The sequence below is a fragment of the Kitasatospora sp. NPDC058444 genome (assembly GCF_042721415.1).
Classification (GTDB): domain Bacteria; phylum Actinomycetota; class Actinomycetes; order Streptomycetales; family Streptomycetaceae; genus Kitasatospora.
Map to the genome: position 1 here is coordinate 377,022 of NZ_JBHXLL010000002.1, position 19,321 is coordinate 396,342.

Genomic DNA, 19,321 nt, shown 5'->3' on the forward strand with positions numbered 1-19,321 from the left:
GCCCACCCCGTGCCTCCTGGGCATTCTGTGACGGTTCTCACCCATGCCGGGCAGGCTGCGGGCGGAACAGTCCCGTCCCACGGGGATAACCTGCCAGACGGACGTGACGCGCGTGTTGATTGACGTGTGCGCCCGTGGCTGTGTGGGCCGCAAGGCCGTACCTCTGCGTACCCGCACCGCCCCGACGACCCGCAGCGAAGATCCTGCCGTGGCACGCTCGTAGAGACACAATCCGCGACCACGAACAAGGACAAACACGTGGACCTGTTCGAGTACCAGGCGAGGGACCTCTTCGCCAAGCACGGCGTGCCCGTGCTTGACGGCGATGTCATCGAGACCGCCGCAGACGCTGCCGCCATCGCGGAGCGCTTCGGCGGCCGCGCCGTCGTCAAGGCTCAGGTGAAGGTGGGTGGCCGAGGCAAGGCCGGCGGCGTCAAGCTCGCCGCCGACCCGGCGGACGCCGTCGCCAAGGCCGAGCAGATCCTCGGCATGGACATCAAGGGCCACACCGTTCACAAGGTGATGCTGGCCCAGACCGCGGACATCAAGGACGAGTACTACGTCTCGTTCCTGCTGGACCGCACCAACCGCACCTTCCTGGCCATGGCCAGCGTCGAGGGCGGCGTGGAGATCGAGGTCGTCGCCGAGCAGAACCCCGAGGCGCTCGCCAAGATCCCGGTCGACGCCAACGAGGGCTGCACCCCGGAGAAGGCCGCCGAGATCGTCGCCGCGGCGAAGTTCCCGGCCGAGGTCGCCGACCAGGTCGCCGAGGTCCTGCAGAAGCTGTGGACCGTCTTCATCAAGGAGGACGCCCTCCTCGTCGAGGTCAACCCGCTGATCAAGTCCGGTGAGGGCAAGATCATCGCGCTCGACGGCAAGGTCTCCCTGGACGAGAACGCCGAGTTCCGCCAGCCGGAGCACGAGGCGCTCGAGGACAAGGCCGCGGCCAACCCGCTCGAGGCGGCCGCCAAGGCCAAGGGCCTGAACTACGTCAAGCTCGACGGCCAGGTCGGCATCATCGGCAACGGCGCGGGCCTCGTCATGAGCACCCTCGACGTGGTCGCCTACGCCGGTGAGAACCACGGCGGCGTCAAGCCCGCCAACTTCCTCGACATCGGCGGCGGCGCCTCGGCCGAGGTCATGGCGAACGGCCTGGAGATCATCCTGGGCGACCCCGACGTCAAGTCGGTCTTCGTCAACGTCTTCGGCGGCATCACCGCGTGCGACGCGGTCGCCAACGGCATCGTGCAGGCCCTCGCCCTCCTGGAGGGCAAGGGCGAGGAGGTCACCAAGCCGCTGGTCGTCCGCCTGGACGGCAACAACGCGGAGCTGGGTCGCAAGATCCTCGACGACGCCAACCACCCGCTGGTCCAGCGCGTGGACACCATGGACGGTGCGGCCGACCGCGCCGCCGAGCTGGCCAACAAGTAAGGAAGGGGACTTAACACCATGGCTATCTTCCTTACCAAGGACAGCAAGGTCATCGTCCAGGGCATGACCGGCGCCGAGGGCATGAAGCACACCCGCCGCATGCTCGCCTCCGGCACCCAGATCGTCGGCGGTGTCAACCCGCGCAAGGCCGGTACCACGGTCGACGTCGACGGCACCGAGATCCCGGTCTTCGGCTCCGTCGCCGAGGCCATGGAGAAGACCGGCGCCGACGTCTCCGTCCTCTTCGTGCCGCCGGCCTTCACCAAGGCCGCCGTCATCGAGGCCATCGACGCCGAGATCGGCCTGGCCGTCGTCATCACCGAGGGCGTCCCGGTGCACGACACCGCCGCCTTCTGGGCGCACGCCGGTGCCAAGGGCAACAAGACCCGCATCATCGGCCCGAACTGCCCCGGTCTGATCAGCCCCGGACAGTCGAACGCCGGCATCATCCCGGCCGACATCACCACCTCCGGCAAGATCGGCCTGGTCTCCAAGTCCGGCACCCTGACCTACCAGCTCATGTACGAGCTGCGGGACATCGGCTTCACCTCGGCCGTCGGCATCGGTGGCGACCCGGTCATCGGCACCACCCACATCGACGCTCTCAAGGCCTTCCAGGAGGACCCGGAGACCGAGATCATCGTCATGATCGGTGAGATCGGTGGCGACGCCGAGGAGCGTGCCGCGGACTTCATCAAGGCGCACGTGACCAAGCCGGTCGTCGGCTACGTCGCGGGCTTCACCGCCCCCGAGGGCAAGACCATGGGCCACGCCGGCGCCATCGTCTCCGGCTCCTCGGGCACCGCCCAGGCCAAGAAGGAGGCCCTCGAGGCCGCCGGTGTCAAGGTCGGCAAGACGCCGTCCGAGACCGCCCGCCTGGCCCGCGAGATCATCGCCGCCCAGGCCTGATCCCGCCCCGCGCGTGACGAGCGCCCCCGCCCTCCCGGGCGGGGGCGCTCGCCGTTCTCCCGATCAGTGCCGTCGTTCTCCTGATCAGTGCCGCCGCGGCCCCGTCGTGCAGGGCAGCGGCGACCACTGCCGACAGGCCACCGGCCCCTGCGGCGGGGGAGCGGCGCCCCGGGCCGCCGGCGGCAGCTCCCAGCGCGCGAACGCCTGCGGCTGCGGATCCGCCAGGACGGCCGCCAGGCCGGGCGCCGGGCTGCACCAGATGCTGGCGATGCCGTTCGGCGCCCCGTCGGGCAGCAGCGGCACACCCGACTCCCCCTCCTCCGACCAGGTGACCGGCAGACACAGCGCGGGCGCCGGCGGCGCGGTCGGCCGGAACAGCTCCGCCGGGCGCACCCCAGCCAGGGTCGCCAGCGTCGCCCCGCCCACCACGACCGTCAGCAGCGCCGCCGCGCCCGTCCGGCTCGCCGTCCGCAGCCGGTAGCGGGCCCGCAGCACCGGCACCGGCGTCCGGTGCGGCTCCGGGCAGCCGCGCACCGCCGCCCGGTGCAGCAGCCCGCACAGCCCGTCCGCGAAGCCCGGCGCCGCCGGATCCGGCCCCACCAGCTCCGGCACCCACGCGGCCAGCGCCGCCCGGGCGGCCCACACCCGTCCCTCGGCCGCCGCTCGGGTGGACTCCACCTCCACCGCGACCGCCGCGGCCGGCAGCCCCAGCCCGTCGTGCAGCACCAGCGCCCGGCGCTGGGGGCGGGACAGCCGCTTGAGCGCCTTCAGCAACGCCCGGTCCCGGTCGGTCAGCCGGTCGTGGTCCGGCAGCACCGCCTGCGACTCGTCGGCCGGCCGCACCTTGATCCGCCGGTGCGGCAGCCCCCATGCGTGCGCCCGACGGGGGCCGCCCCGGTGCCACGGGGACAGCGCCAGCTCGCAGGCGCGCACCCGCACCCAGCCCTCCGGGCTCCCCGACGCGGCCACCGCGCCCCAGCACCGCCGGGCCTCCCCGAACGCCCGCCGCACACAGTGCACCGCCCGGTGCCGGCAGGAGGTCAGCAGGAACACCTGCTGCACCAGCCGGGTGTGCGCGGTCTCGTAGAGCTCCTCGAAGCTCCCCACGGGGGGCTCCGCGTCGAGGTCGTCGTCCCCGCCCCCGGGAGCGGCGGCGGCCAGCGCCGTCCGGCCGGGACTGGCGGGGGCGCGTTCCTCCGGTGGCTCCGGCCGGGCGGGTCGGGGGTGTCCGGCGTCGGCCTCAGGTGCGGCCGGGGCTCGGGGCGGAATGCCGCTGCCGTCGGCGGCCGGGTGCGGGGGCCGGTCGGGGCCGACGGGGGTGTGCCCCACGGACTCGGCGGGCTGCGGCTGCCGGTCGTCCGGCTCCGGTACGGACGAGGGCCGGTGCGGCGTGTCGTCGCGGTCAGCGGCCCCGGCGGTGTGCTCCGGTCCACCTCCCCCGCCCGCGGCGGCGGTCGCGGTCGGGGCGCCGCACGGCGTAGCCGGACCCCGGCCCGGGCGCGGAGCCCGGGCGGGCGCTGTGGGGTCGTGTTCCTCGTGCTCCGGTGAGGCCTGCCGTTCCCGGTCGGGGCCGACGGGGACGTGCCCCGCGGGCCCGGCGGTCGGCGTGCCGGTCGACCCGCTTTCTCGACTCGCGCTCATGGCCGGAGCGCTGGTCGGCCGGCCGTCTCCACTCGCCGTCGCGGTCGGGGCGCTCGCCACCCGAGCCTGCCCGGTGGGGGGCGTGCGGGGAGCATCTCCGCGCCCGCCCGGGTCGGCGGGGGCCGTCGGCGGGTGGCTCGGGTCGGGCGGCTGATGGTGCCCGTCGGCCTGCGCCGGTGCGGCCGAGGGCGCCGGATTCGCGTCGGCGTCTCCCGGTCGGCCCCCGGGCGTGAGTGCCCGCTGCGCGCGCCGGGGGGCGGCGCTCTTCGCGGTGGCCGGCGGTGTGACGGCAGCCGGCTGCGGCTGGTCGGCCGGAGTCCCGTGATCCGTGCCGCCTACCAGGGCCGCTCCCCGGGTGCCGTCGGCGGCACCCGGGGCGGGTTTCCCGGCTCGTGCGCGGCGCCGCTTCCCGGCCGCGTCCCCGTTCGGGGCAAGGTCGGCCCGTGGGCGGGCTGCTCCCTCCATGGGGTGGAGGGCGGCGGCGGGGCTCGGGGCCGGGGCCGTGTGGAGCGGGCCGGGCGGTGGGGGCCAGGCGCCCCCGGACGGGCCCAGGCCGGCCGGGAGCCCGGTCGGGTCGGGGTCCCGGGGGCGGTGCTGGGTGGCGGCCAGCAGGGCGAGGGCCTCCGCCTGGGTGCGGGTCCCGAGCTTGCGCAGGGCGCGCTGGAGGTAGCTGCGGGCGGTGGTCGGGGTGATCCCGAGGGTGGCGGCGGTGCGGGGGAGGTCGTGGCCGGCCGCGAGGTGGGCCAGGGTCTGGGCCTCACGGGGGGTCAGTTTCCGCAGCAGGTGGCCCGGGTCGGCGTCGGCGCGGGCGGGCTTGCGGTGGCGCTCCGGGGTGGGGGAGTCGGCGGTGGGTGGCGTGGCCATCAGACGCTCCGTGCCGGGGCGCCGGCGGCTTGGGGGCAGGGTCTGAAAATGCGCATAAGCCAATAATCTGGGACACGGCGGCGGTTTGGCGCTTCACGGAGCATGGCGAGTCGCCTTGGCACCATGTGGCCCATGACGCAGCTGATGGGCCGTCCGATCCTGGAGTCGCCCGGTGAATTGGGCGGACGCCCCGCGCTGGCCGACGTGTTGGCGGGAGTGCGGACGGCGCTGGTCGGCCTGGCGGTGGTCGGCGCGCCGGTGCTCGGGCTCTGGGTGGTGTCGCCGTACGCGGAGGACGGCGCGGCCGCTGTCACCCGGTTGGCGGGGGTGCTCTGGCTGCTGGGGCACGGCGCGCCGCTGCTGCGCGGCCCGGCGGACGCCCCGCTGACGGTCACGCCGCTGCTGCTCGGTGTCCTGGCCGTGGTCCGGCTCTACCGGGCGGCCGCCGGGGTGGCCGCCCGGCGCGGGCTGCGCTCGCGCTGGGGCGGGCCGGTGGCGGTGTGGGCGGGGTACTGCGCGGTGGCCGTCGCGGTGGCGCTGCACTGCGCGGGTGGCGGGGTGTTCCGCAGCCGGGTGCTGCTGGACGTGCTGGTGGTGGCGCTGGTGGCGGGGCTGGCGACGTCCGCCGGGGCCCGTTCGGTGGCCGTCCTCGACGTGCCGGTCGACTTCCCGCTGGACCGCCTTCCGTCGCCGTACCGCCCGGTCGGCGGTGCGCCGGTGGTGCGGGCCGCGGCGCTGGCGGCCGGGGCCGGGCTGGTCGCGGCGGGCGGCCTGCTGGTGGTGTGCTCGGCGGTGCTGGACGCGGTGGCCGGCGGCGGGCGCGGGACGGCGCTGCTGGGGAGCGGGCCCGCCGCGGTGCTGGGGCTGGTGCTGCTCGCGCTGGCGCTGCTGCCGAACGCGGTGCTGTGGGGTGCGGCGTACGCGGTGGGGCCGGGCTTCGCGGTGGGCGCCGGGACGGCGGTGTCGCCGACCGGTGCGGTGCTGGGCCCGGTGCCGGAGTTCCCGCTGTTCGCCCTGCTGCCGGCGGACGGGCCGGGCGGCTGGCGGCTCGTGGTGGCGGTCCTGCCGCTGCTGGCCGGGGTGGTGCCGGCGGTGCTGCTGGGCCGGGCGGCGGCGGGCCGGCGGCTCGCGGTCTCCGGGGTCGGGGCGCCGGCCGGGGAGCGGCCGGGGCCCTGGCCGCCGGCCGCGACGGTGGTGGCCGCGCTGGCGGCGGCGCTGTGGGCCGGGGCCGGGGCGGCGGTGCTGGGCTGGCTCTCCGGCGGGGCGCTGGCGGCGGAGCGGCTGGCCTGGGTGGGGCCGCTGCCGTGGACGGGTCCGGCGGCGGCGGGCTGGATCGCGCTGGTCGCCGTTCCGGGCGCGTTGCTGGTCCGGTACCGCACGCTGGGCCCGGCGGACGGCGTGGGCGTGTACGCCCGGCTCGCGCGCCGGGCCCGCCGGGGTGCGCTGGGGCTGCGCGCCGGTGCGTACGCCCTCGTGCTGCGGCTCTCGGAGCCGGGCGTCAGGCCCGCCGCCGACGATCTGGACCTCGACGGCTGAGCCGGACCTCGACGACCGGCGGGACCGGGGCGACGAGCGGGACCGGGGCGACGAGCGGGACCGGGGCGACCGGGTGACCCGGCCGGCCGCGAACCCCCGACTACTCGGTGTTCCCGGTGAAGTCGACGTACCACTGCGGCGCGTACCGGTCGCAGTTCTGGGCGCCGACGCTGGTCAGCGAGTCCTGGACGCAGGTGACGTAGTCGCGGTAGTGGTACCCGAGGCCGATCACCGAGGTCGCGACCACGACGGTCATCGCGCCGGTCAGGACGCCGGCGAGCGCGGCCGGGGTGAGCGGGTTCGACGCGGGGGCGGCGGGGAGCGGTCCGGCCGGTCCGGCGACGGTGGCGGCCGGGGCGGGCCGCCGGGTCCGCAGCGCGCCGACGCCCCAGACGATGCCGAGCACCCCGATCAGCAGGGCGATCCAGTGGAACCCCGCGAACAGGCAGACCAGGGCGAACGGCCCGGCCAGCGCCGCGTTGCGGGCCTTGCGGTGGGCCGGGTCGGCGAGGTCGAGCCGGGGCGGCTGCGGGGCCGGCGGGCGCTGGCCGGGGCGGCCGTCGCCGGGGCCCCACGGCGGCGGCAGCTGCGGGCGCTCGCCGCCCTGGCCCTCGGAGCCACCCTGCCCGGTAGGGCCACCCGGCCAGGCGGAGCCACCCTGCCCGGTAGGGCCGCCCTGCCCGGTGGGGCTACCTTGGCCGTCGGAGCCGTGGCCCCCGCCGGCCCAGGGGCTGCGCGGCTGCCACGGCTGGTCCGGGGCATCCGCCGGCGGCGGCGCGAAGGGGTTGCGCTCGCCGGTGTCGTCGCCGCTGCTCATGGGTTCAGCCATTCCTTCTCGGTCGGGGCTCGTTCGGAGGTTCTCGCGTCGGAGCGGTCTCCCGCGCCCCAATGATCCCGCAGCCGTCCGTCGGGCCACCGGCGGCCCGGTGCCGCGGGGCCGGGCGGGACGCCGGGGGGCCGGTGCGGCCCGGGGCGACTCCGGTGCGGTGGGCCGGAGGAGATCCCCGTCTCAACTACGCGCGTAGCGCCGCCGGGAGGGTGCGGAGGCCCTCCGACCAGCCGTTATCGTGGTGACGGTCAGCAGCCCACAGAGGTTCCCCGGGGCCCGCGTCGCGGCGGATTTCCCTGGAGTTCCCCCTCGCTCGACCTGCCGTTCGTAGTGGCCCCACCACCGGTGGACGTACCAGCGGACGGCGCCCGACCTACGGAGAGACGCGCAGTGGCCGCCGCCCCCGCCCAGCACTTCCCGCCCCGTACGCCCGGACCGGCCCGCCTGGTGGTGCTGGTCTCCGGCTCCGGCACCAACCTGCAGGCGCTGGTCGACGCCGTCGCCGACCCGGCCTACGGCGCGGAGATCCTCGCCGTCGGTGCGGACCGGGACGGGATCGCCGGCCTGGACCGCGCGGAGACGGCGGGCCTGCCGACCTTCGTCCACCGGGTGAAGGACCACCCGGACCGGGCCGCCTGGGACCGCGCGCTGACCGCCTCCGTCGCCGAGTACCAGCCGGACCTGGTGGTCACGGCCGGTTTCATGAAGATCCTCGGCCCCGAGTTCATCACCGCCTTCGCCGGGCGGATCGTCAACACCCACCCCGCACTGCTGCCCTCCTTCCCCGGCGCCCACGGCGTCACCGACGCGCTCGCGTACGGGGTGAAGGTCACCGGTTGCACCGTCCACCTGGTCGACTCCGGCGTGGACACCGGGCCGATCATCGCGCAGGGCGTCGTCGAGGTCGTCGACGCCGACCACGCCGATGGCGGCGAAGCGCTGCACGAGCGCATCAAGACTGTCGAGCGCAAGCTGCTCGTCGACGTCGTGGGCCGGCTGGCCCGCGAAGGTCACCGCATCGAGGACCGAAAGGTATGGATCCCGGCATGAGTGCCAGCTCCACCACCACGCCCGTTTCGGAGAACGTCCGTCCGATCCGTCGCGCGCTGATCAGCGTGTACGACAAGACCGGTCTGGAGGAGCTGGCCCAGGGCCTGCACGCCGCCGGGGTCGCCATCGTCTCCACCGGCTCCACCGCCGGCCGGATCGCCGCCGCCGGCGTCCCGGTGACCGAGGTGTCCGAGCTGACCGGCTTCCCGGAGTGCCTGGACGGGCGCGTGAAGACGCTGCACCCCCGCGTGCACGCCGGCGTGCTGGCCGACCTGCGGCTGGAGTCGCACCGCGCGCAGCTGGCCGAGCTGGGCGTCGAGCCCTTCGACCTGGTCGTGGTGAACCTCTACCCGTTCAAGGCCACCGTCGCCTCCGGCGCCACCCCGGACGAGTGCGTCGAGCAGATCGACATCGGCGGCCCGAGCATGGTCCGCGCCGCCGCCAAGAACCACCCCTCGGTGGCCGTGGTGGTCGACCCGGCCCGCTACGGCGACGTGCTGGAGGCCGTCCGCGAGGGCGGCTTCGACCTGGCCACCCGCAAGCGCCTGGCCGGTGCCGCGTTCGCCCACACCGCCGCCTACGACGTGGCCGTCGCCTCCTGGTTCGAGGACGGCTACGCGCCCAGCGACGAGCGTTTCCCCGAGTTCCTGGGCTCCACCTGGGAGCGGCAGAACGTGCTGCGCTACGGCGAGAACCCGCACCAGGGCGCCGCGCTGTACAGCGACGGCACCGGCGGCCTGGCCGGTGCGCAGCAGCTGCACGGCAAGGAGATGTCGTACAACAACTACGTCGACACCGACGCCGCCCGCCGCGCCGCCTACGACCACGCCGAGCCGGCCGTCGCGATCATCAAGCACGCCAACCCGTGCGGCATCGCGACCGGCGCCGACGTCGCCGAGGCGCACCGCAAGGCGCACGAGTGCGACCCGGTCTCCGCGTACGGCGGCGTGATCGCCGTCAACCGCCCGGTCACCGTCGCGCTGGCCGAGCAGATCGCCCCGATCTTCACCGAGGTCGTCGTGGCCCCCGGCTACGAGGAGGGCGCCCTGGAGGTGCTCACCCGCAAGAAGAACCTGCGGGTGCTGCTCGCCCCCGAGGCCCCGGCCAACCGCCAGGAGGTGCGCCCGATCTCCGGTGGCGTGCTGCTCCAGGAGGCCGACCGGGTGCACGCCGAGGGCGACGACCCGGCGAACTGGACCCTCGCCACCGGTGAGGCGCTGTCCGCCGAGGAGCTGGCCGAGCTGGCCTTCGCCTGGCGGGCCTGCCGGGCCGTCAAGTCCAACGCGATCCTGCTGGCCAAGGACGGCGCCTCGGTCGGCGTCGGCATGGGCCAGGTGAACCGGGTGGACTCCTGCAAGCTCGCCGTCGAGCGGGCCGGCGAGCGCGCCAAGGGCGCCTACGCGGCCTCGGACGCCTTCTTCCCGTTCGCGGACGGCCCGGCGATCCTGATCGCGGCCGGCGTCAAGGCGATCGTGCAGCCCGGCGGCTCGATCCGTGACGAGGAGGTCGTCGCGGCGGCCGCCGAGGCCGGCGTGACGATGTACTTCACCGGCGCGCGGCACTTCTTCCACTGATCCGCCGCCCGGCCCGACGGCCCGACTGCGTGACGGCATGACAGAGCGGCCCGGCCCCCTCCGAGGAGGGAGCCGGGCCGCTCTGCCGTGCGGGCCGGTCAGTAACGCGGCCGGTTGAACCAGTTCACGCCGTCCTGGACGCACATGGCGGTGATCCAGATGATGCTGATCGACAGCCAGAGCAGGGCCATCACCAGGCCCACGGCGGAGCCGGCGCCGATGGCGCTCAGCAGGATCAGCAGGCCGACCAGCGCGCCGAGCGAGCCGTACACGATGGTGGTGACGCGGACGGCGTTCCCGCCCTTGCCGAACTTCGCGCCGAGCGTGATGGAGAGCGCGGCGAACAGCCCGAACAGCACCGCGACGACGATCAGGATGCCGGCGGCGGCGTCGCCCAGCGCGGTGAACGGGTTGTCGCCGCTCACGGACCGGCTGGAGTTGGTGACGTCCTTGGCGGCCGCACCGATGACCATGTAGAGGATCGCGAGGAGCGTCTGCACGCCGCCGACGATGAACAGCAGTACGCGGGTGGTCGTCACCAGGCCCGGCATGGACAGCTGCGGGGCCGCCATCGGCGGGTACCCGTAGGCGGGGGCGGCCTGCGGGTAGCCGTACGCGGCCTGCGGCGGCGGGGCCTGCTGCGGGTAGCCGTAGCCCGGGGCGGCCGGCGGCTGGCCGTACGGGTTGTTCGGGTCGGGCGGGTAACTCATGGATGCCTCCGGGCAGTTACGGGGACGCGGGGACGGGACACGGACGTCCCGGTGCCGGTCGGTGGGTCGGGCCACCGGCCGAAGGGGACGTCTGGCGGAGCGGGATGACAGCCCGGCGGCGGTGACGGGCGCCGCGGCTCGGCAGCGCGGTGAGCGTCAGGGGCGCGAGGCGGCCGACGGGTGCGGCGCGGGCGGGACGGTGCCCCCGCGGTCGGACTGCTCGTTCTGCTGTGATCGGCTCACTGGCTCTTTCCCCCGGGTACGCCCCGCCGCGGGGTCCGTCGGCTCGTCACCGGGCCGGTGTCGCGGCGGGAATGCGCGCTTATCGTCATCCGGACGGCGGCGCCCTGTCCAGCCGGTTACGCGTGGTGCGCCCAGACTGTGGCGCAACCGCAACGTGCGGCGGACCTTCGTACCCGTCCGTTCACCCGCCCGTCCACCTGTCCGTCCATCTGATTCGTCCACCCGGCCGTCCACCGGCCCGTCCACCGGCCCGAACGGGTCCGTCCACCCGTGCGTCCACCCGTGCGTCCATCCGTGCGTCGGCCCGCCCGCCCGTCCGCCCGGCCCCCGTCCGCCCGCCCCCGGAGCGTGGCCGCGGCGGTCGGCGGCCCTCGGTACGGAGACCTCCGGCGATCCGGGAGAATGGGGTCATGACTGCCCAGATTCTCGATGGCAAGGCCACCGCCGCCGCGATCAAGTCCGAACTCGCCGCCCGCGTGGCGGCCCTCAAGGCGAAGGGCGTCACGCCCGGCCTCGGCACCGTCCTGGTCGGCGACGACCCGGGCAGCCGCTGGTACGTGAACGGCAAGCACAAGGACTGCGCCGAGGTCGGCATCGCCTCGATCCAGCGCGAGCTGCCCGCCACCGCCACCCAGGAGGACGTCGAGAACGTCGTCCGCGAGCTCAACGCCGACCCCTCCTGCACCGGCTACATCGTCCAGCTGCCGCTGCCCAAGGGCCTGGACCAGAACCCGGTCCTGGAGCTGATGGACCCGGACAAGGACGCCGACGGCCTGCACCCGACCTCGCTCGGCCGCCTCGCCCTGGGCATCGAGGGCCCGCTGCCGTGCACCCCGCTCGGCATCGTCGAGCTGCTGCGCCGCCACGACGTCGAGATCGACGGCGCCGAGGTGGTCGTGGTCGGCCGCGGCATCACCGTCGGCCGCTCGATCGGCCTGCTGCTGACCCGCCGCAGCGAGAACGCCACCGTCACCCTGTGCCACACCGGCACCCGTGACCTCGGCGCCCACCTGCGCAAGGCCGACATCATCGTGGCCGCCGCCGGCGTGCCCCACCTGGTCAAGCCGGAGGACGTCAAGCCGGGCGCGGCCGTGCTGGACGTCGGCGTCAGCCGCAGCGAGGGCAAGATCGTCGGCGACGTGCACCCGGGCGTGGCCGAGGTGGCCGGCTGGATCTCCCCGAACCCCGGCGGCGTGGGCCCGATGACCCGCGCGATGCTGCTCAACAACATCGTCGAGGCGGCCGAGCGCCGCGCCGGCATCTGACACCCCAGGGACGGCGAGCATGACTGAACCGCGACCGGCACGGTCCCGCCGCAGGCCGGTCAAGACCACCGGCACCCTGCCGCCCGAGGGCTCCTCCGCGGCCCTGGGGCGCGATCACGCCCTGCCGGTGCGGCAGTGGCCGATCACGCTGGTCCTGCTGGTCGTCGGCGCCGGCCTCGCGGTCACCTGGTTCGCCGACTTCAAGGACGGGTTCAAGTACGGGCTGCTGATCCTCGGCTTCGGGGTGCTGCTCGGCGCGGTGCTGCGGCTGGTGCTTCCCGAGGTCGGGATGCTGGCGGTGCGCAGCCGCTTCACCGACGTGATCGTGCTGAGCTTCCTGGGCATCTCGATCGTGCTGCTGACCCTGGTGGCGCAGCCGAACCCGTGGCTGCAGATCCCCCTGCTCGACAACATCGGCCAGCTGATGGGCCGGCCCAGGCACTGATCCGCGGGCCCGCGACGGCCCCCGCCCGGCACCATGGAAATCCAGGGTCCGGGCGGGGGCCGCCTTGCTTCCGTCACGCATCGGCCTCCTGTGACGCATCAGCCACGCCGGGGCACCCGGCGTAGGCTTCCCTTTGCGATAACCTGACGCCGGTCTCTCGACGTCGAGAGAGATCATCCTGGCTCCAGTGCCGGTGTGCCTGGGGCGCCTGGCGATTTGCTGGAGAAGGTAGAAATGACCCGCACCCCCGTCAACGTCACCATCACCGGAGCGGCCGGCCAGATCGGCTACGCGCTGCTCTTCCGCATCGCCTCGGGCCACCTGCTCGGTGCCGACGTGCCGGTGAACCTGCGCCTCCTGGAGATCCCGCAGGGCCTCAAGGCCGCCGAGGGCACCGCCATGGAGCTCGTCGACTGCGCCTTCCCGCTGCTGCGCGACATCAAGATCACCGACAACCCGAACGAGGCCTTCGACGGCGCCAACGTCGCGCTGCTGGTCGGCGCCCGTCCGCGCACCGCGGGCATGGAGCGCGGCGACCTGCTCCAGGCCAACGGCGGCATCTTCGGCCCGCAGGGCAAGGCCATCAACGACAACGCCGCGGACGACATCAAGGTCCTGGTCGTCGGCAACCCGGCCAACACCAACGCCCTGATCGCCCAGCGCAACGCCCCGGACGTCCCGGCCGAGCGCTTCACCGCGATGACCCGCCTGGACCACAACCGCGCCGTCGGCCAGCTGTCCGCCAAGACCGGCGCCCTGGTCTCCGACATCAAGCGCGTCACCATCTGGGGCAACCACTCCGCGACCCAGTACCCGGACGTCTTCCAGGCCGAGATCGCCGGCAAGCCGGCCTTCGAGGCCGTCGGCAGCGACCTGGCCTGGCTGGAGCAGGACTTCATCCCGACCGTCGCCAAGCGCGGTGCCGCCATCATCGACGCCCGCGGCGCCTCCTCGGCCGCCTCGGCCGCCAACGCCGCCATCGACCACGTCCACACCTGGGTCAACGGCACCGCCGAGGGCGACTGGACCTCCATGGGTGTCGTCTCCGACGGCTCCTACGGCGTCCCGGCCGGCCTGATCTCCTCCTTCCCCGTCACCACCAAGGACGGCAAGTTCGAGATCGTCCAGGGCCTGGAGATCTCCGACTTCTCCCGCGCCCGCATCGACGCCTCGGTCAACGAGCTGGTCGAGGAGCGCGACGCGGTCCAGGAGCTGGGCCTCATCTGAGCCCGCCCCGTACGGCTTCACCGGCGGGTGGCGGCCGTCCTACACTGGCCCGCTGTGAACGAAACACTCGGGGACGCCGCGCTCGTCCTCGTCTTCATCCTGCTGGGCGGGTTGTTCAACGTCGCCGAGATCTCGCTGATCTCGCTGCGCGAGGGCCAGATCCGGACGCTGGAGGGGCGCGGCACCCGGCGCGCGGCGCGGGCCGCGCACCTGGCCGCCGACCCCAACCGCTTCCTGGCCGCCGTCCAGGTCGGGGTGACCTGCATGGGCTTCCTGTCGGCCGCCTTCGGCGCGGACACCCTGTCCGGCAAGGTCGCCCCGCTGTTCGTCCGGGCCGGGCTGTCCGAGGGCGTGGCCGACGCGGTGGCCCTGGTCGGCCTCACCCTGGTGATCAGCTACGCCTCGCTGGTGCTGGGCGAGCTGACCCCCAAGCGGATCGGCCTGCAGCGCGCCGAGTCCATCGCGGTCGGCGCCGCGCCGGTGGTGGACGTGATGTCGGTGGTGCTGCGGCCGGTGATCTGGCTGCTCGGCCACTCCACCAACCTGATGGTCCGGCTGCTCGGCGGCGACCCGACGGCGGGCCGCGGTTCGATGAGCTCCGAGGAGCTGCGCGGCCTGGTCGCCGCCAACACCGAACTCGGAAGCGACGAACGGGCGTTGATCGCCGACGTTTTCTCCGCAGGGGAGCGTCAGCTGCGCGAGGTGATGGTCCCGCGCACCGAGGTGACCTTCCTGGACGCCGAGCGCCCGCTGGCCGCCGTCCGGCACCAGGCCGACACCTCCCCGCACTCGCGCTACCCGGTGGTCGAGGGCAGCGCCGACGCGGTGGTCGGCTTCGTCCACGTCCGCGACCTGTACGGCGCGCGCGGCGAGCAGGCCGCCAAGGTCCGCGACCTGGCCCGCCCGGTCAAGCTGCTGCCCGGCACCAAGCTGGTGCTGGAGGCGATGGGCGAGATGCGCCGGGAGGGCCACCACCTGGCCATCGTGGTGGACGAGTACGGCGGCACCGCCGGGATCGTCACCCTGGAGGACCTGGTCGAGGAGGTGATCGGCGAGATCCGGGACGAGTACGACCGCCCGGTGACCGCCCCCACCCGCCGGCTGGCCGGCGGCGGCATGGAGCTGGACGGTCTGCTCAACCTCGGCGACTTCGCCGAGGAGACCGGCGTCACCCTCCCCGAGGGCCCGTACGAGACGGTGGCGGGCTGCCTGGTCGCCGCGCTCGGCCGGCTGCCCCGGGACGGCGACCAGGTGCGCGTTCCGGTCGAGGGCGGCGGCGGGGTGCTGCTGACGGTGGCCAAGGTCGAGGGCCGGCGGATCGCCCGGGTGGGGGTGAGTGCGGTCACACTGGCCGAACCTCCGGGGGCGGAGGTTTCCTGAGCGAGCGGTGGAACTGGAACAATGGCGCGCATGGTCAACGCAGCGGTCACTGGTCCGGTCAAGGACCGTCCCCGGGTGCTCTCCGGCATCCAGCCCACTTCCGGCTCGTTCCACCTCGGCAACTACCTGGGCGCGGTGCGCCAGTGGGTCGACCTCCAGAAGGAGAACGACGCCTTCTACATGGTCGTCGACCTGCACGCGATCACGGTGCCGCAGGACCCGGCGACGCTGCGCGAGAACACCCGGGTCTCCGCCGCCCAGCTGCTCGGCGCGGGCCTGGACCCGGACCACTGCACGCTCTTCGTCCAGTCGCACGTGCCCGAGCACGCGCAGCTCGCCTGGGTGATGAACTGCCTCACCGGCTTCGGCGAGGCCTCGCGGATGACCCAGTTCAAGGACAAGTCCTCCCGGTACGGCTCCGAGAGCACCACGGTCGGCCTGTTCACCTACCCGATCCTCCAGATCGCGGACATCCTGCTCTACCAGGCGGACGCCGTCCCGGTCGGCGAGGACCAGCGCCAGCACGTGGAGATCACCCGTGACATCGCCGAGCGCTTCAACACCCGCTACAGCCCGACCTTCACGGTCCCGAAGCCGTACATCCTCAAGGAGACGGCGAAGATCATGGACCTCCAGGACCCGGGCGTGAAGATGAGCAAGTCCGCCTCCTCGGCCAAGGGCCTGGTGGGCCTGCTGGACGAGGCGAAGGCGAGCGCCAAGAAGTTCAAGAGCGCCGTCACCGACACCGGCACCGTCGTCTCCTACGACGAGGAGGAGAAGCCGGGCGTCTCCAACCTGCTGCGCATCCACTCCGCGCTCAGCGGCCAGTCGGTCGAGCAGCTGGTCGAGCACTTCGAGGGCAAGATGTACGGCGCCCTGAAGACCGAGCTGGCCGAGCTGTTCACCGAGTGGGTCACCCCCTTCCAGGAGCGCACCCGGCTGTTCCTGGACGACCCGGCGGAGCTGGACCGGGTGCTGGCGATCGGCGCCGAGAAGGCCCGCTCGGTGGCGTCGGTGACCCTGGAGACGGTGTACGACCGGATCGGCTTCCTCCCGGCCGCCAAGCGGTGACTCCCCTCACACGCCTGCCTGGTGGTGACGACCTCCCCGAGGTCGTCACCATCGGCGTGTCCGTGACCGTTCCGGACCCGTACGGCACGGCGATCCAGGACGCCCGGGCCGGGCACGGGGATCCGCTGGCCCGGTCGATACCCACCCACGTCACCCTGCTGCCGCCGACCGAGGTGCCCGCCGAGGCGCTGGCGAAGATCGAGGAGCACCTGGCGGCGGTGGCGGCCGCGCACCGCCCGTTCCGGATGCTGCTGCACGGCAGCGGGACCTTCCGTCCGGTCTCCCCGGTGGTGTACGTCCGGGTCGAGGAGGGCGCCCAGGAGTGCCGGCTGCTGGAGGCGGACATCCGCTCCGGCCCGCTGGCCCGCGAGCTGGCCTTCCCGTACCACCCGCACGTGACGGTCGCCCACGGTCTGTCCGACGACGTGCTGGACCAGGCGTACGAGCAGGCGCGCGACTTCCGGGCGGACTTCCCGGTGGAGGGCTTCGGACTCTCCCGCTTCGACGCGGACGAGGTCTGGCGGCCCTGGCGGAGCTACCCGTTCGGCTGAACTTCGTGAACTAGCCTCCCGCGCCGCCGAGTTCGAGCATCCGGTCGACCACCCGGCGGGCCGCGCCGCCGTCGTCCAGCGCGCAGTGCTCGGCCCGGAAGCGCCGGTAGCGCCCGGCGTAGCCGGGCGGCGGTCCGCCGTCGCCGTCGGCGAGTTCGCGCAGCGCGCCGAGCAGTTCGGCCGAGGTGGGCAGCAGCGGGCCGGGGGCGTCCGCCTCGAAGTCGAAGGAGAAGCCGCGCAGGGTGTCGCGGTAGTGCTCCAGGTCGTAGGTGAAGAAGTACATCGGGCGGCCGGTGATGGCGAAGTCGAACATGATCGACGAGTAGTCGGTCACCAGGACGTCCGCGACCAGCAGCAGTTCCTGCGGGTCGGGGTAGTCCCCGCAGTCGTACAGGAAGCCGTCGCCGGCGCCGGGCAGCGGTTCGCGCACGTGCGCGTGCGGGCGGACCAGCAGCACGTGGTCCGCTCCGAGCAGGCGCCGGGCGTGGTCGAGGTCCAGCCGCAGGTCGAGCCGGAAGCCGTCGCCGTCGCCGCGCTGCTGGTCCTCGCGCCAGGTCGGCGCGTACAGCACGATCCGCCGGTCCGCGGGGACGCCGAGCCGGCGGCGGACGGTGGCGGCGGTCCGCGGGTCCGGGCGGGCGAGCACGTCGTTGCGCGGGTAGCCGGACTCCAGCAGCTCGCCGCCGTAGCGGAAGGCGCGGCGCAGGATCGGGGTGGCGAACGGGCTGGGGGAGAGCAGCAGGCTCCACTGCGGGGTCTCCCGGTCGAGCGCCGCCAGGTAGCCGCGGTCGGCCAGCCAGGGGCTCTCGACGTCGTGGGCGATCCGCTTCAGCAGGGAGCCGTGCCAGGTCTGCACGACGACCTGGCCGGGTCGGCGCTCCAGGAAGTCCGGGAAGTGCGTGTTGCCGACCAGGTACCGGCAGGTGGCCAGCGCGCGGTACCACTCCGGGCTCCAGCTCCGCACCGGGACGACCCCGGGCGGCAGCTCGGCCTGGGCGTCGTCGACCACCCACAGGTGCTCCAACCGGGCGCCCCGGCGCACGAGTTCGGCGTGCACCGCGCGCGGCGAGTCGGCGTAGCCGCGGCCGCCGAACACGTCGTACAGCACCGCCTCGCGCAGCGGCGCGCGGCGGGCGGCGGGGTAGCGCTCGGTGCGCAGCCGGCGCTGCGTCCAGGCACTGCGCTCGGCGGCGGTGAGCACCGGGGTGGAGTCCACCACCAGGGTGTCGTGCCACCGGCGTTGCAGCAGGATCCGCTTGCCGCCGGTGGTGGTGGCGGCGGGGACACCGGGCAGTGCGGCGGGGGCGGCGAGCAGCGGCCGGCCGTCCCCGGGGCGCCCGGCCGGCTCCAGGGCGGCCTCCCAGACGCCCTTGCGCAGCGGCAGCGCCACGCCGTCCGAGCCGGTCCGGCCGGCGGGCACCCGGACCCGGAAGCGGCCGCCCGGGCCGGTGTCGACCGGGGTGCGGACCTCGCTCGCGGAGCCGGAGTGCCGCAGCACCAGCTGCAGCCGGTCGGCGGCCGGACCGGGGCAGTGGCCGGACAGTTCGAAGCCGTCGTCCCGGACGGCGATCCGGTCGACCAGGCCGGCCGCGGGCTGGACGCAGAGCTGGAGCCGGCCGTCGGCGAGGTGCTTGAGGTAGAGCACCCGGTCCGGGGTGCCGGGCAGCGGGTGCTGGCCGGCCACCGGGCCGCCGCGCTCGTCGAGGCAGAGCTGTTCGGTGCCGCCGTCGGGGCGCAGCAGTTCGGCGTCCCAGTGCTCCAGCCTGCCGCTGCCCCGCCCGTCGGCGGTGAACGGCCGGTACGGCACCCGGACGGTGAAGGTGTTCCCGGTGCGGGCGAGCGGCTGCTCGAGCACCGCGTCGCTCTCCCGGTGGCGCAGCCGCAGCACCGTGCCGGAGGGGCAGGCGTCGGCGACCCCGCCCAGGTCCAGGCCGTCGGGGGCGGGCGCGGCGCGGGTGATCCGGACGGCGGGGCGCTCCAGCCGCAGGTGCAGCCGGCCGTCGGCGAAGAACGGCTGGAGCCGGACGCCGTGGTCCACCCAGTGGGCCGGCGGGTACTCGCCGGAGCCGCACCAGTGCGGGGCGAGGGTGCCGTAGCGGCGGCGGACCCGGGCGGGGCCGGGGCGGGTGAAGAGGGTGGCCTCGATCCGCCAGTCGCCGAGCAGCCAGTGGTCCCCGCGGCGCAGCCGGCCGGGCGCTATCAGCGCGGTGAAGCCGGACCAGTCGTGGTTGTGCGCGGACTGGGCGCTGTCGTCGGTGACCTCGGGCATCCGGCGGGGGCGCGAGCGCAGGTGCACCGGCGGCTGGGAGCGGTTCTGGTGGCGCAGGGTCAGCCAGGTCCAGGCGGAGCCGGGGCGGGCGGTGTCCTGGCCGTTCGGGCGGGCGAAGCCGGTGAGTTCCAGGCCGCGGCCGTGCCAGCGGGCGCGCAGCAGCCCGAAGACGACGTCCTCGTCGTCGGCGGGGCGGCCGGCGGCCACCCGGGGAGCGGCGTGCGGCAGGACCAGCCGCGTGAGCACGGGCATGGCGGTGGAAGCCTTTCGGACGGGAAACCAACATCCCACCCAGAAATGGCGCCGGGGTCAATTGCACGCCTTTT

15 protein-coding genes are annotated in these 19,321 nt (G+C 74.5%); 11 read left to right on the forward strand and 4 right to left on the reverse strand.

All coding sequences use genetic code 11. The annotated features are described in order from the left end of the window. Positions 1–258: 258 nt before the first annotated feature. Both sucC and sucD read left to right on the forward strand, forming a co-directional pair. Positions 259–1,431 (forward strand): ADP-forming succinate--CoA ligase subunit beta, encoded by a 1,173-nt coding sequence (gene sucC, locus ACFWP2_RS04325; protein ID WP_380448084.1) that lies wholly within the window; start codon positions 259–261, stop codon positions 1,429–1,431. Between the two features lie 18 nt (positions 1,432–1,449). Beyond that, positions 1,450–2,340 (forward strand): succinate--CoA ligase subunit alpha, encoded by an 891-nt coding sequence (gene sucD, locus ACFWP2_RS04330; RefSeq protein WP_380448086.1) that lies wholly within the window; start codon positions 1,450–1,452, stop codon positions 2,338–2,340. Between the two features lie 84 nt (positions 2,341–2,424). On the opposite strand, the gene ACFWP2_RS04335 is transcribed toward sucD, so the two are convergent. Further along, the gene (locus ACFWP2_RS04335) at positions 2,425–4,845 is read right to left on the reverse strand and encodes a LuxR C-terminal-related transcriptional regulator (protein ID WP_380448088.1); all 2,421 of its coding nucleotides are present in this window, start codon (positions 4,843–4,845) and stop codon (positions 2,425–2,427) included. Between the two features lie 132 nt (positions 4,846–4,977). On the opposite strand from ACFWP2_RS04335, the gene ACFWP2_RS04340 reads away from it, so the two are divergent. Then, a complete protein-coding gene (locus ACFWP2_RS04340) occupies positions 4,978–6,381 on the forward strand; it encodes a DUF6350 family protein (protein WP_380448090.1) in 1,404 nt (467 codons plus the stop codon). A 100-nt stretch (positions 6,382–6,481) separates the two neighbouring features. Here ACFWP2_RS04340 and ACFWP2_RS04345 read toward each other — a convergent pair whose 3' ends face one another. Then, complete coding sequence (locus tag ACFWP2_RS04345) at positions 6,482–7,198, reverse strand: hypothetical protein (protein ID WP_380448092.1); 717 nt, start codon at positions 7,196–7,198, stop codon at positions 6,482–6,484. Between the two features lie 402 nt (positions 7,199–7,600). Here ACFWP2_RS04345 and purN point away from each other — a divergent pair, with 402 nt between their 5' ends. After that, positions 7,601–8,260, forward strand: a complete 660-nt coding sequence (gene purN / locus ACFWP2_RS04350; protein ID WP_380448094.1) for a phosphoribosylglycinamide formyltransferase — start codon at positions 7,601–7,603, stop codon at positions 8,258–8,260. Then, a complete protein-coding gene (gene purH, locus ACFWP2_RS04355) occupies positions 8,257–9,834 on the forward strand; it encodes a bifunctional phosphoribosylaminoimidazolecarboxamide formyltransferase/IMP cyclohydrolase (RefSeq protein ID WP_380448097.1) in 1,578 nt (525 codons plus the stop codon). The genes purN and purH overlap by 4 nt, the downstream gene beginning before the upstream one ends. A gap of 98 nt (positions 9,835–9,932) precedes the next feature. On the opposite strand, the gene ACFWP2_RS04360 is transcribed toward purH, so the two are convergent. After that, positions 9,933–10,544 carry a hypothetical protein gene (locus ACFWP2_RS04360; RefSeq protein WP_380448099.1) on the reverse strand — a complete coding sequence of 204 codons (612 nt, stop codon included), beginning with the start codon at positions 10,542–10,544 and terminating at the stop codon, positions 9,933–9,935. A 653-nt stretch (positions 10,545–11,197) separates the two neighbouring features. Here ACFWP2_RS04360 and ACFWP2_RS04365 point away from each other — a divergent pair. The 6 genes from ACFWP2_RS04365 to ACFWP2_RS04390 all read left to right on the forward strand — a co-directional run bounded on the left by ACFWP2_RS04365 (position 11,198) and on the right by ACFWP2_RS04390 (position 16,726). After that, positions 11,198–12,052, forward strand: coding sequence for a bifunctional methylenetetrahydrofolate dehydrogenase/methenyltetrahydrofolate cyclohydrolase (locus ACFWP2_RS04365; protein WP_359819675.1), 855 nt, complete (start codon positions 11,198–11,200; stop codon positions 12,050–12,052). Positions 12,053–12,071: 19 nt separating this feature from the next. Further along, complete coding sequence (locus ACFWP2_RS04370) at positions 12,072–12,497, forward strand: DUF3017 domain-containing protein (protein ID WP_360353553.1); 426 nt, start codon at positions 12,072–12,074, stop codon at positions 12,495–12,497. A 234-nt stretch (positions 12,498–12,731) separates the two neighbouring features. Continuing rightward, the gene (locus ACFWP2_RS04375; RefSeq protein WP_380448101.1) at positions 12,732–13,724 is read left to right on the forward strand and encodes a malate dehydrogenase; all 993 of its coding nucleotides are present in this window, start codon (positions 12,732–12,734) and stop codon (positions 13,722–13,724) included. Between the two features lie 54 nt (positions 13,725–13,778). Continuing rightward, entirely contained in the window at positions 13,779–15,104 is a 1,326-nt protein-coding gene (locus tag ACFWP2_RS04380; RefSeq protein WP_380448103.1) for a hemolysin family protein, read from the forward strand. Positions 15,105–15,179: 75 nt separating this feature from the next. After that, a complete protein-coding gene (trpS, locus tag ACFWP2_RS04385) occupies positions 15,180–16,175 on the forward strand; it encodes a tryptophan--tRNA ligase (RefSeq protein WP_380448222.1) in 996 nt (331 codons plus the stop codon). Positions 16,176–16,237: 62 nt separating this feature from the next. Continuing rightward, a complete protein-coding gene (locus tag ACFWP2_RS04390; protein WP_380448105.1) occupies positions 16,238–16,726 on the forward strand; it encodes a 2'-5' RNA ligase family protein in 489 nt (162 codons plus the stop codon). Between the two features lie 10 nt (positions 16,727–16,736). Here ACFWP2_RS04390 and ACFWP2_RS04395 read toward each other — a convergent pair whose 3' ends face one another. Then, on the reverse strand, positions 16,737–19,247 hold the full coding sequence (locus ACFWP2_RS04395; protein ID WP_380448107.1) for a CDP-glycerol glycerophosphotransferase family protein: 2,511 nt from the start codon (positions 19,245–19,247) through the stop codon (positions 16,737–16,739). Positions 19,248–19,321: the final 74 nt, after the last annotated feature.